At 76.5% G+C, this 12479-nt stretch carries 11 protein-coding genes; all 11 read left to right on the forward strand.

Annotated features, from left to right (window positions below):
* The first annotated feature begins 1220 nt into the window (after nt 1-1220).
* Complete coding sequence (locus N866_RS10635) at nt 1221-2213, forward strand: tetratricopeptide repeat protein (RefSeq protein WP_216699433.1); 993 nt, start codon at nt 1221-1223, stop codon at nt 2211-2213.
* Nucleotides 2213-3211: an HAD-IIA family hydrolase gene (locus tag N866_RS10640; protein ID WP_034226213.1), complete on the forward strand. Its 999-nt coding sequence runs from the start codon at nt 2213-2215 to the stop codon at nt 3209-3211. The genes N866_RS10635 and N866_RS10640 overlap by 1 nt, the downstream gene beginning before the upstream one ends.
* A gap of 191 nt (nt 3212-3402) precedes the next feature.
* Nucleotides 3403-3561 (forward strand): hypothetical protein, encoded by a 159-nt coding sequence (locus N866_RS21975; RefSeq protein WP_173406151.1) that lies wholly within the window; start codon nt 3403-3405, stop codon nt 3559-3561.
* A gap of 1 nt (nt 3562) precedes the next feature.
* A complete protein-coding gene (locus N866_RS10645; protein ID WP_081802553.1) occupies nt 3563-4594 on the forward strand; it encodes a TlyA family RNA methyltransferase in 1032 nt (343 codons plus the stop codon).
* Entirely contained in the window at nt 4591-5508 is a 918-nt protein-coding gene (locus tag N866_RS10650; protein ID WP_052022901.1) for an NAD kinase, read from the forward strand. Before N866_RS10645 ends, N866_RS10650 begins: the two co-directional genes overlap by 4 nt.
* Complete coding sequence (gene recN / locus N866_RS10655; protein ID WP_034226214.1) at nt 5505-7235, forward strand: DNA repair protein RecN; 1731 nt, start codon at nt 5505-5507, stop codon at nt 7233-7235. Before N866_RS10650 ends, recN begins: the two co-directional genes overlap by 4 nt.
* A 6-nt stretch (nt 7236-7241) precedes the next feature.
* Nucleotides 7242-8435 (forward strand): putative cytokinetic ring protein SteA, encoded by a 1194-nt coding sequence (steA, locus tag N866_RS10660; protein WP_034226215.1) that lies wholly within the window; start codon nt 7242-7244, stop codon nt 8433-8435.
* 40 nt (nt 8436-8475) lie between these two features.
* The gene (locus N866_RS10665) at nt 8476-9621 is read left to right on the forward strand and encodes a copper transporter (RefSeq protein ID WP_052022897.1); all 1146 of its coding nucleotides are present in this window, start codon (nt 8476-8478) and stop codon (nt 9619-9621) included.
* 11 nt (nt 9622-9632) lie between these two features.
* Nucleotides 9633-10475 (forward strand): hypothetical protein, encoded by an 843-nt coding sequence (locus tag N866_RS10670; protein ID WP_034226224.1) that lies wholly within the window; start codon nt 9633-9635, stop codon nt 10473-10475.
* A gap of 59 nt (nt 10476-10534) precedes the next feature.
* A complete protein-coding gene (murJ, locus tag N866_RS10675; protein ID WP_245612526.1) occupies nt 10535-12118 on the forward strand; it encodes a murein biosynthesis integral membrane protein MurJ in 1584 nt (527 codons plus the stop codon).
* On the forward strand, nt 12111-12479 hold a 369-nt coding region (locus tag N866_RS10680), incomplete at its 3' end, for a glycosyltransferase family 4 protein (RefSeq protein WP_034226217.1). The genes murJ and N866_RS10680, both read left to right, overlap by 8 nt.

Below are 12479 nucleotides of genomic sequence, written 5' to 3' on the forward strand. Positions count from 1 at the left end.
GTAGGTCGCCGCCGAACACCCTTTCGAGAAAGAGGGCCACCGTATGGTGGCCCTCTTTCTTGGTTTGCGGCGTGGTGCGAGCCGCATCTGACGACGATGCTGGACCAGAAGGTCTGACGAGGAGCGAGCACGTGAGCACGGACGACAGGCAGTCAGACGCCGGCGCGGGCGAGCCCCGGTCGGGTTCGCGCGGCCGCGGCGGTACCGGCCAGGGAGGCGACGCGGCTCGAGGTGCAGGGTCGGGACAGCGACGCCCGGCGTCGTCGGACGGTGGTGGTCGTGGTCGTCCGGCCGGTGCTTCCGGGCGGGCCGGTGCGAGCCGTGCAGGGGCGCCGGGCCGTGGTGGCAGAACTGGGGAGCAGGGTAACGGGCGCGACGCGGGCCGCCGTGTGGGGACCGGGACCGACGGGCGCCGTGACGGCCAGGGTGGTGGCGCGGCAGGTCGAGGCGGTGATCCGGAGCGCCGGTGGTCCGGTCCGAGCGGATCGGGCCGCCCCGAGCGAGGGGTGGCGCCTTCGGCCAGGCGGTCGGACGGGGAATCGGCTCGGGCGCCGCGGTCGGGTGCTCCGCGTGGTGGTGTCGGCGAGCGCTCCTCCGGCGGGGGGGCGGAACGCACGGGCAGCCAGCGACGCTTCGGCACCGGAGAGCGAGGCTCTGGCGCGGCTCGGGCGCCCCGCGGTGCGGCCTCGGGGCCGCCTCATGCCGGCGGCGAGCGGACCTGGGGCTCGCGTCAGGGTGGCGACGCCGAGGGGTCAGCGGTGTCTCGTCCCTGGTCGGGTTCCGGCCAGCGGCCCGGTGGGCCGCGTGCGGGCACTGATGAGCGCGGCGCCGGTCGGGGTGTCTCCTCCGCCGGTGACCCCCGCGGCGGTGCTGGGTCGCGGTCTGGCGGTGGCTCGCGGGGCGGGGGTCAGGACCGGTGGGCCGGGTCGGCGTCCGGTGCGGGGGACCGGCGTGACGGTGGCTCCCGGTCTGGCGGTGGCTCGCGGGTCGGAGGCCAGGACCGGTGGGCCGGGGCCCCGTCCGGTGCGGGGGACCGGCGTGGTCCTGCGGGTGCGAGTGGTCGGTCCGGGCCAGGGAACGGGCGATCCGGGCCGGCTGGCGGGGACCGTCGGTCCGGTCCTCCCCGTCCCGCGCGCGGTTGGGGCGGTGACCAGGAGCCTGGTCCCTCGCGTGCGACCACGGCCCGGGGTGACAGCGAGGCTCCCGAGGTCGCGCGGACCGTGGCACCTGAGGTCCCGGACGACGTCGTCGCTGCCGACCTCGACAAGAGCGTGCGCACCCGTCTGCGCACCCTGAGCAAGGACAACGCCGACGGTGTCGCCCGCCACCTCGTGATGGCGGGACGTCTGCTGGACGTCGACCCCGAGCTCGCCTACCAGCACAGCCAGGCTGCGGTCCGGCGGGCCGGCCGGGTGGACGTCGTCCGTGAGGCTGCGGCGATCGCCGCCTACCGGACCGGGCGGTACGCGGAGGCCCTCCGGGAGCTGCGCACGGTCCGCCGGCTCAACGGGTCGGACGAGCACCTGCCGCTCATGGCCGACTGCGAGCGCGGCCTGGGTCGCCCGGAGCGGGCGATCGCGCTCGCATCGGACGACATCGCCCGCGCTCTTCCCCCGGAGCTGCAGGTGGAGCTCGCGATCGTGGTCAGCGGTGCGCGGCTCGACCTGGGCGAGGTGGAGGCCGCGGTCGCGGTCCTGAGCACGCCGACGGCGCGTGCCAGCCAGGGCGAGCTGCGGCTCCGGGTCGCGCAGGCCCTGGTCGTCGCGCTCCGGGCAGCCGGCCGGGAGGACCAGGCGGCGGCGCTCGAGAGGACGCTGCCCGCCGAGGTGGACGCCGAGGACGAGGTCCTGGTGTACGACCTCGAGGACGCGGAGGACGCGGAGGACGCGGAGGACGCGGAGGACGCGCAGGACGCGCAGGACGCGGAGGACGCGGAGGACGCGGAGGACGCGGAGGACGCGCAGGACGCGCAGGACGCGGAGGACGCGCAGGACGCGCAGGACGCGCAGGACGCGCAGGACGCGCAGGACGCGCAGGACGCGGAGGACGCGGATGGCGTCGATGACGCGGATGCGGACGGCGACGAGGTCGAGACGGCCGGGTCGGCGGACGACGGCGACGGGGTCGAGACCGGGACCTCGCAGGGTGCTCCCGCAGCCCGCGGAGACGCGACGACCGATGACGACGACCTGACCGAGGAGGACCTTTCCTGATGCTGCTCTCGACGACGCTGCCGCTGGCCGAGGCCTACGACCTGGCCCTCGTCGACCTCGACGGCGTGGCCTACAAGGGGCACGACCCGATCCCGCACGCCGCCGACGGACTCACCGACGCCCGTCGGCGAGGCATGCGGCTGGTCTTCGTGACGAACAACGCCTCGCGGGAGCCGGAGTCCGTCGCCGATCAGCTCACCGGCCTGGGAATCGCCACATCGCCCGACGAGGTCATGACGGCCGCTCAGGCGGCAGCGGCCCTCCTGCGGCACCACGTCGAGCCGGGGGCGCGGGTGCTCGTCGTCGGCGGTGCGGGGCTGCTCACAGCGGTCACCGCCGCCGGCTTCGAGGTCGTCGCCTGCGCCGACGACGAGCCCGTGGCCGTCGTGCAGGGTTTCGCGCCGACGATCGGCTGGCGTGAGCTCGCCGAGGCGGCGTACGCGATCGAGCGCGGTGCCCTGCACGTCGCGAGCAACCTGGACCTCTCGCTGCCGACGGAGCGCGGCTTCGCCCCGGGCAACGGGTCGCTCGTGGGGGCAGTGGTCGCGGCGACCGGGGTGACCCCTCTGAGCGCCGGCAAGCCGCAGCCGGACATGTACCGCCTCGCCGTCGAGCGGAGCGGGGCGAGCAACCCGCTGGTCATCGGTGACCGGCTCGACACCGACCTCGGAGGGGCGGTCGCGGCGGGCTACCCCGGCCTGCACGTGCTCACCGGTGTGAGCTCAGCCCGCGACGCCGTCCTGGCGCCGGCGACCGAGCGACCGAGCTTCCTCGCCGCCGACCTGCGCGGGCTCCTCGAGCCGCACGACGCCCCGCACGAGGAGCAGGGCTGGTGGGCGCTGCGTGGCGCAGCGGCCCGGGTCGTCGACGGCCGGCTCGAGCTGGACGAGCGGTCGCGAGGCGTGGATGCCGCTCGCGTGGCCTGCGCTGCCGTGTGGCGGGCGACGGACGGAGGCACGCTCGTCGACCCGGCCAGCGTCCCTGACCTCGGCGTCTGACCGTCGCCTCGGCGCTCCCGTCGCTGCCTCCTGTGGGCCGCGGCCTCGGGGCGACCGGTGGGCGGTAGCGTGGGCGGCGGCGGTGACCGGCCCCGTGGCCGGCCCGTGCCGTGGAGGGTCCCGCGCTCGTCGCGCGGGCGTCGTGACGAGAGAGCCGGGTGTCCGACCGGGCTCGCGACTGAGGAGGACGCGTGACGGAGCTCCCCGGTGACCCGACGGGGGACGCGGCCGTCGACGAGGCCCTGCGGACCCTCGACGGGCTCGACGGACGTGCACTCCGCGATCACGTCGCGGCCTTCGACGCGGTCCATCGGGCGCTGTCGGACCGGCTCGCCGAGGGGCAGGCGTGAGGTGACCACGGCACGGCTCGACACCGAGCTCGTCCGGCGGGGGCTGGCCCGGTCCCGGACACGAGCCGCCGCGCTCGTGACCGGCGGCCTGGTGACCGTGGACGGCTGCCCCGTGCGGCGGTCCGCCCAGCCCGTCCCCGACACCGCCGAGATCGTCGTCACCGCCGGTGCGCAGGACGACGTGTCCCGCGGTGCCCGGAAGCTCGCCGGGGCGCTCGACGACATCGCCCGCCTGGCGCCGGGTGCGCTCGACCCGAACGGTGCCCGCTGCCTGGACGCCGGCGCGTCCACCGGCGGGTTCACCCAGGTCCTGCTCCGTCGTGGTGCCGCGCACGTCCTGGCCGTTGACGTCGGCCACGGGCAGCTGGACCCGTCGATCGGCGCCGACCCGCGGGTGACGGCCGTCGAGGGCGTCAACGTCCGCGACCTCGAGCTCGGCCTCGTGGCGAGCGGGGCTGCCGGTGACGTCCCGGAGCACGTCGGACGCCCGGTCGACGTCGTCGTGGCGGACCTCTCCTTCATCTCGCTGCGCACGGTGGCTGCGGCACTCGTGCCGGCGGTGCGGCCCGGGGGGCAGCTGCTCCTGCTGGTCAAGCCGCAGTTCGAGGTCGGCCGGGAGCGGCTGGGTCGCGGCGGCGTCGTCGAGTCGGACGCGCTGCGCGCCGAGGCGGTGACGGGCGTCGCGGAGACGCTCGTCGACCTCGGGGTACGGCTCTGCGGCGTGGTGCCGAGCGGGCTCGCCGGGGAGGCCGGGAACCGTGAGCTCTTCCTGTGGGGGACGCGTCGGGTGCCGGAGGGCGCTGCGGTGGAGGGCGCTGCGGTGGAGGGCGCTGCGATGGAGGGCCGTGCGGTGGAGGGCGCTGCGGTGGAGGGCAGTGCGGCCATCGAGGGCACAACACTCTCGGAAGGGCCCGGGGTCGCCGCGTGGCGCGAGGACGTGCGGCGCGCCGTCGTCGGGGGCGAGCCGCTGCTCCTCGGGACGCCGCCGGTCCCGTGCTGGGCCCGGCCGGCCGAGGGGGGTGGGGCGCGGTGACCCGCGCGGTCCTGCTCGTGACGCACAGCGGCCGTGCCGAGGCGGTGCACGCCGCCGAGGAGGCGCGCCGCGCTCTGGAGGACGTCGGCCTCACGCCCGTCGACGAGTCCGACCGGGCCGGCGCGGCGGACGTCGAGATGGTCGTCGTCCTGGGAGGTGACGGGACGATCCTGCGGGCCGCCGAGCTGACCCGGGGGACCCGCGTGCCGCTGCTCGGCGTGAACCTCGGGCACATCGGGTTCCTCGCGGAGAGCGAGCGCGAGGACATCCACGAGGCGGTCCGGCGGGTCGCCGCCCGGGAGTACGACGTCGAGGAGCGGCGCACGGTCGACGTGCGGGTCCTGCGGCCGGACGGCCGGGTGACCACCGGTTGGGCGGTCAACGAGGCGACCGTGGAGAAGGCGGACCGGGCACGGATGGTCGAGGTGGTCGTCGAGGTCGACGGCCGACCGCTGTCGACGTTCGGCTGCGACGGCGTGGTCATGGCGACGTCGACGGGGTCCACCGCCCACGCCTTCTCGGCCGGAGGACCGGTCGTCTGGCCGGACGTGGACGCGAACCTGCTCGTGCCGGTGTCCGCCCACGCCCTGTTCGCGCGGCCGATCGTCGTCGGGCCGGCGTCGGTGCTGGCGGTGGAGATCCTCACCCGGTCCGGCGCCCCTGGCGTCCTCACCTGCGACGGCCGGCGGAAGGAGGACCTGCCCGTCGGGACGCGGGTCGAGGTCCGGCGGGGCGAGGAGCCCGTGCGGCTCGCCCGGATGAGCCACGCCCCCTTCACCGACCGGCTCGTCTCGCGCTTCGCGCTGCCGGTCACCGGCTGGCGTGGCCGCGGACCCAACGGGACGTCGTCACGGCTGGGAGGCGCGACGCCCGAACCCGGGCCCGACGTGCCGGCACCGGGGTACGACGCGTGATCGAGGAGATCCGGATCGAGGACCTGGGCGTCATCGGCCGCGCCCACGTCCCGCTCGCACCGGGGCTGACGGCCATCACGGGCGAGACCGGTGCCGGCAAGACGATGGTGCTGACCGGGCTCGCGCTGCTCCTCGGGCGGCGCGCCGACGCCGCCACCGTCCGGACGGGCGCGCGCCAGGCGACGGCGGAGGGCTGCTTCGTCGTCGACCCGGGGTCCCGGGCGCTGGACCGGGCGCGGGACGCCGGCGCGGAGGTCGACGACGACGGCACGCTGCTCGCGGTCCGGACGGTGGCCGCCCAGGGGCGCTCGCGGGCGTTCCTCGGCGGGCGCAGCGTGCCGCAGGCCGTGCTGGCGGAGGTCGCGGAGGAGCTCGTCACGGTGCACGGCCAGGCCGACCAGATGCGGCTCCGGTCGCCGCGCCGTCAGCGGGAGGCGCTCGACGCGTTCGCGGGCACCGCGCACCTGGACCGGCTCACCGCCTACCGCCGGGCGTGGACGGAACGCCAGGAGCTGCAGGCCGAGCTCGACGACCTGGTCGAGCACGCGCAGGAGCGCGATCGCGAGGCGGAGCTGCTCCGCATCGGCCTCGCCGAGGTCGAGCGTGTCGACCCCCAGCCCGACGAGGACCTCGCGCTGGCGGCGGAGTCGGAGCGCCTCGGCCACGCCGAGGACCTGCGCACCGCGGCGTCGTCGGCCTACCTGGCGCTGTCGGGGGACGGCGACGCCGCTCCTCGGGGCCCGGGCGCCGGCGCGGTGCCCGAGGTCGACCGGGCCCGGCGCGTCCTGGAGCAGGCGTCGGTGCACGACGAGGAGCTGGGACGGCTCGCCACGCGGGTCGCCGAGGTCGGCTACCTCCTGGACGACGTGGCGAGCGACCTCGCCGGGTACGTCGACACCGTCCAGGCCGACCCCGCTCGGCTCGACGCGGTCCAGCACCGACGCGCCGAGCTCACGTCGCTGGCCCGTGCCCATGGCGGCACGGTCGCGGCGGCGCTCGCGTGGGCGCGGGAGGCGGGTCTGCGCCTGCTCGAGCTCGACGGCTCGGGCGACAGGACGGCGTCGGTCCGGGCCCGCATCGCGGAGGCCGACACCGTCCTGGGCGGCCTCGCCGGCGAGATCTCGCAGGCGCGTGCGGACGCGGCGCGCCGGCTCGCCGCCGCCGTGACGGGGGAGCTGGAGGGTCTGGCCATGGCGGGGAGCTCGCTCGAGGTCCGCCTCGTGCCGCTCGACCCGGCCGGCCCCTGGGGGGCGGAGGAGGTCGAGATGCACCTCGTCGCGCACGCCGGCGCGCCCGCGCGGCCGCTCGGTCAGGGCGCCTCCGGCGGTGAGCTCTCCCGCGTCATGCTCGCGATCGAGGTCGCGCTGGCGACGTCGGAGGACTCGGGTGCCGCGCGACCGCCGACCTTCGTCTTCGACGAGGTCGACGCCGGGGTCGGGGGACGGGCGGCGGTCGAGGTGGGTCGCCGTCTCGCCGAGCTCGCACGCCAGGCCCAGGTCGTCGTCGTCACGCACCTCGCGCAGGTCGCCGCGTTCGCGGACCGGCAGCTCGTCGTCACGAAGTCGTCGGGGGCGGACGGTGACGTGGTGACCGTCTCGGACGTGCGCGAGGTGACCGGCGACGAGCGTGTCGCGGAGCTGGCGCGCATGCTGTCCGGGCAGGAGGACTCCGCTGCCGCGCTGGAGCACGCCGCTGAGCTCCTCGAGCGCTCCACCGTGGGACGATGACGCCCGATGAGTCCACTGAAGCGACGCCGGCAGGACGTGCCGGCCACTGAACCAGGCCTGCAGGGAGCCGTGCGCGTCGACGCCCGGACCAAGAACCTCACCAAGCGTCTGCGCCCGGGCGAGGTCGCGGTGATCGACCACCTGGACATCGACCGCGTGTCCGCCGAGGCGCTCGTGGCCTGCCGGCCTCTTGCGGTCCTCAACGCCGCGCGCAGCACCTCCGGCAGGTACCCGAACCTCGGACCGGAGATCCTCGTGGACGCCGGCGTGCTCCTCGTCGACGACCTGGGCCCGGACGTGCTCGGGCTCGTCGAGGGCCGGCGCGTGCGCGTGGTCGACGGCGCCGTCTACGACGGGGCGCGGCTCGTCGCCGAGGGCGTGGTCCAGGACCCCGCGACGATCGCGGCGGCCATGGAGGAGGCGCGCGCCGGCCTGGCCGTCCAGCTCGAGGCGTTCGCGGCGAACACGATGGACTACCTGCGACGGGAGCGCGAGCTCCTCCTGGACGGCGTCGGCGTGCCGGACGTCCGCACGCGCATCGACGGACGCCAGGTGCTCATCGTGGTGCGCGGGTACCACTACAAGGAGGACCTGGTCGTCCTGCGCCCGTACATCAAGGAGTACCGGCCGGTCCTCATCGGCGTCGACGGCGGGGCCGACGCGATCATCGAGGCGGGCTGGGCGCCCGACATGATCGTCGGCGACATGGACTCGGTCTCCGACCGGGCCCTGACCAGCGGCGCGGAGATCGTCGTGCACGCCTACCGCGACGGCCGCGCGCCGGGCGTCGAGCGCGTCCAGAAGCTCGGGGTCGACCCCGTCATCTTCCCCGCGACGGGCACCAGCGAGGACGTGGCGATGCTCCTGGCCGACGACAAGGGTGCCGAGCTCATCGTCGCGGTCGGCACGCACGCCACGCTCGTGGAGTTCCTGGACAAGGGGCGCTCGGGCATGGCCAGCACCTTCCTCACCCGGCTGCGGGTCGGCGGCAAGCTCATCGACGCCAAGGGCGTCTCGCGGCTGTACCGGCACCGGATCTCCACCTGGCAGCTCGTCCTCCTCGTGCTCGCCGGCCTCTTCGCCCTCGGCGTCGCCCTCGCCTCCACCGTGGCGGGTCAGACGCTCTTCGGGCTTATCGGTGCCCGCCTGGACGACGTCTGGTCCGCCGCCAGCACGCTGTTCGGCGGGGGGCCCCCGTGACGTACGCCCCCCGTCCCACCCCCGACCGAGGACCTCTCACGTGATCGACTTCCGGTACCACCTCGTCTCCCTCATCTCGGTGTTCCTCGCGCTCGCCGTCGGCATCGCGCTGGGCGCCGGGCCGCTCGAGGAGTCGATCGGGAACACCCTGACCGGCCAGGTCGACCAGCTCCGCGAGGAGCGGGCGGACCTGCGCTCCCGGCTCGAGCAGGCGGAGACCGACCTCGCCCGCAGCCAGGCCGCGCTCGAGGACGTCTCCGGCGACCTGCTCGCCGACGTCCTCGGGGAGCGCCGTGTGGCCGTGGTGGAGATCGCGGAGGTCGAGCCCGAGATCCGCGAGGCGGTCGTGGCGCGGCTGGAGGAGGCTGGTGCGACCGTGACCGGGACGGTCCGGGTCACCGATGCGTGGACGGACCCCGACCAGCTCGCGTTCCGGCAGTCCCTGGCCGGGCAGCTCGTCGAGTACCTCGACCCGCAGCCGGCGGACGACGCCGGCACGGGGACGGAGCTGGCGGAGGCGCTCGCCCAGGGCCTGACCGCCGCACGACCGGAGGACCCGGACGTCCTCACGGAGTCGGCGGCGGTCGCCCTGGAGCTGCTCCGCGAGGGTGGCCTGGTCACGTTCGACCCGGCGATCACCGCGCCTGCGGACGCCGTCGTGGTCCTCGCCGGGCCCACGGTCAGCGCCGTGCAGGTCGCCGAAGAGCAGGCCGCCCAGGAGAGCGCCGCACCGGAGGTGGTCGAGGAGCGCGAGGAGCTCCTGGAGGGCCTGCTCGGCGCCGCGCAGCAGATCAGCGTCGCCGTGCAGCAGCGCTCGGCCGGGGCGGTCGTCGCCGGCGGCGACCTCGTCGAGCCCAGCCTGGTGCAGCGTCTGCGGGCCGACGAGGAGACGGTCGGCCTGGTGAGCACCGTGGAGTCGGTCCAGCGCGTGTCCGGTCAGGTGGCTGTCCCGCTCGCCCTCGCCGCCCGGATCAGCGGGACCGTCGGGCACTACGGCACGGGCGAGAGCGCGACGGACCTCATGCCGCCGCGGGTCGTCCTGCCGCCGGTGGTCCGCGTCCCGGAGGAGCCGCCGGCTCCTCCGGCCCAGACCGACGCCGAGGGCGACGGGGACGCCGAGGGCGCGACCGGTGAGGACGCCACCACCACCGACACCACCGACACCACCGGCGACGGCGAGGGATGAGCCGGGTGGCGGTGAGCCCACCGGGTCCGCACCGGGTGGTCCTCGCCGGGCTCGCGTCCGCCGCAGCGACGTGGGGCGCCCGCCGGGCGGCCGACGCGCTGGTCGCCCCTGGGACCCCCCGGTGGACGCGGACGAACCACCGGGGCGCGCCGCTGAGCCTCCTCGAGGGCCCCTCCGTGGCGGCGGGGCTGGTCGCGGGTGCCGTGCTGAGCGCGTCGGACCGACGCATCGCGGCGGCCTGCGCGGTGGCGGCGGGCGGTGCGGCGGCCTTCGGGCTGGTGGACGACCTGACGGAGGACACGGCGCGCTCCCGCAAGGGGCTGCGCGGCCATCTGGGCGCCCTCGCGCACGGTGAGCTGACGACCGGTGGGCTCAAGGTGCTCGGGATCGGGGCGACCTCGCTCGTCGCCGCCGCGCTGCTGCCGTCGCGGCGCGCCGTCGGGCCCGTCGGTCGGCTCCTGGACGTGGGCGTCTCCGGCGCCCTGGTGGCCGCCTCCGCGAACCTGGTCAACCTGCTCGACCTCCGCCCCGGCCGCGCCCTCAAGGCGGCCGGCCTCGCCGCCCTGCCCCTCCTCGCGGGTCCAGGGGGTGCCGTGGCGGGAGCGACGCTCGGTGCGGCCGGGGCCGCTCTGCCCCGTGACCTCGGGGAGACGGACATGCTGGGCGACGGCGGGGCGAACGCGCTCGGCGCGCTGCTGGGCGTGGGTGCCGTCCTCGCCCGCGGGCGGCGGGGGCGCCTCGCCCTCCTCGCGGGGGCGGTCGCCCTCACGCTCGCCAGCGAGCGGGTCAGCTTCACCGCGGTCATCGCCCGCACGCCCGTCCTGCGGGAGATCGACGCCTGGGGTCGGCGCTGAGTCCGCGGCTGCGGGGTCTGACCGGCGGGCTCGCCGGCGCAGCAGTCATGATCGCCGCGGTGACGATCGTGAGCCGGGTCGCCGGCCTGGGTCGGACGGTCGTGCAGTCCCGCGAGGTCGGCGCCACCGCCCTCGGCGACGCGTACAACACCGCCAACCTCCTGCCCAACGTGCTCTTCGAGGTGGCCGCGGGCGGTGCCCTCGCCGGCGCCGTCGTGCCGCTGCTCGCCGCGCCGCTCGCCCGCTCGATGCGCGCGGACGTCGACCGGATCGCGTCGGCGCTGCTGGGCTGGTGCCTCGTCGTCCTCGTGCCCCTGGCGGCTCTGCTCGTCCTGCTGGCGGAGCCGCTCGCCGCCCTCCTGCTGCGGGACGCGCCGGACGCCCAGGTCGACGTGGCCGCGACGCTCCTGCGCGTGTTCGCCCCGCAGGTGCCGCTCTACGGGGTCGGCGTCGTCCTCACCGGCGTGCTCCAGGCGCACCGCCGATTCCTCGGGCCCGCCCTCGCGCCGCTCCTGAGCAGCCTGGTCGTCATCGGCGTCTACCTGGCCTTCGGTCGGCTGGCTCCGGACCCCACGGACCTGGCAGCGGTGACGGACGGGGCGATCGCTCTGCTCGGGTGGGGGACGACGGCCGGCGTGGTGGCGTTGAGCCTCCCGCTCCTGGTCCCCGTGCACCGGGCCGGCGTGCGGCTGCGACCGACGCTGCGCCTCCCGGGCGGGGTCGCTGCCCGCGCCCGGGCCCTGGCTGCGGCCGGCCTCGGGGCGCTCCTGGCCCAGCAGGTCAGCGTCGTCGCGACGCTGGTGCTGGCGAACCAGTTCGGCGCGCGGGACGCCGGGGGCGGAGCCGGGACGCTCTCGGTCGTCCTGTACTCCCAGGCGGTCTACGTGCTGCCGTACGCGGTCCTCGCCGTGCCGCTCGCGACCGCCGCCTTCCCGCGCCTCGCCGAGCGCGCCTCGCAGGGCGACGGTGCCGGCTACGCCCGGCTGGTCGCCATGACCACGCGGGCCCTCCTCGTGATCGCGGTCCTGGGCACGGCCGTGCTCGTCGCGGCGGCGCCCGCGGTGGAGCGCTTCTTCCAGGTGTTCGGCACCGGCGACTTCAGCGGGATGGCCACGGGTCTGTCCTGGACCGCGCCCGGCCTGGTCGGCTTCACCCTCGTCTTCCACCTCTCCCGCGCGCTGTACGCCCTGGAGCGGGGCCGAGCCGCCGTCGTGGGTGCCGCGTCCGGCTGGCTCACGGTCGCCGCGACGGCCGCGGTCCTCGTGCCCGTCCTGACGGGCGGTCAGCGGGACCAGGTCGGGACGCTGGTCGGCCTCGGAGCGGCGAACAGCGCGGGGATGCTCCTGGCCGGTTCCCTCCTCGTCGCGGCGGTCGCTCGGGCCGCGGGTCGGGCGTCGATGCAGGGGGCCGGGCGGACGACCCTCGTCGTCGTCGCTTTCGGGGCGCTCGCCGTCGTGGCGGGCAGGGCTGCTCTGGGGCTCGCGGGTCCGCTGGAGGACCTCGGGCTGGGCGGGGCCCTCGGCGCCGGCGCCCTGGCCGGCGCGGTCGCGGCCGCCGTCGTCCTTGCCGGTGTCGCCGTGCTGGACCGGTCGTCCTGGGGCGCGCTGGTGCGCCGGGGCAGGGGAGGGGTGTCGGATGGCTGACGACGAGGAGCGCCACGAGGTGAGGGTGCTGCAGGTCCTGGGGTCGAGCGCGGGCGGGGTCGCCCGTCACGTCGCGCAGGTCGCGGCCGGAGGCGCGGGACGCGGGTGGCGCGTCCTCGTCGCCGGCCCCGCCGCGCTCGCCGACCGGCTGGTACCGCCCGGCTCGGGGGTCACGTTCGCGCCCGTGGAGATCACGGACCGGCCGGGACGCGGGGACGTCGCCTCGGTGCGGCGCCTCGCGGTCCTGGCGCGGGACGCCGACGTCGTCCACGCCCACGGGCTGCGGGCGGGGGCGCTCGCCGTGCTGGCGGTCCGGGGCGACCTCCGCACCCGGGGGCGGCCCGCCGTGGTCGTGACGCTG

The organism is Actinotalea ferrariae CF5-4 (genome assembly GCF_000603945.1).
GTDB classification, from domain to species: domain Bacteria; phylum Actinomycetota; class Actinomycetes; order Actinomycetales; family Cellulomonadaceae; genus Actinotalea; species Actinotalea ferrariae.

What these genes read in the sequence shown, in the direction of transcription:
- steA (WP_034226215.1), top strand. Translation starts at nt 7,242, where the DNA reads ATGAGTCCACTGAAGCGACGCCGGCAGGACGTGCCGGCCACTGAACCA.
- N866_RS10640 (WP_034226213.1), top strand. Translation starts at nt 2,213, where the DNA reads ATGCTGCTCTCGACGACGCTGCCGCTGGCCGAGGCCTACGACCTGGCC.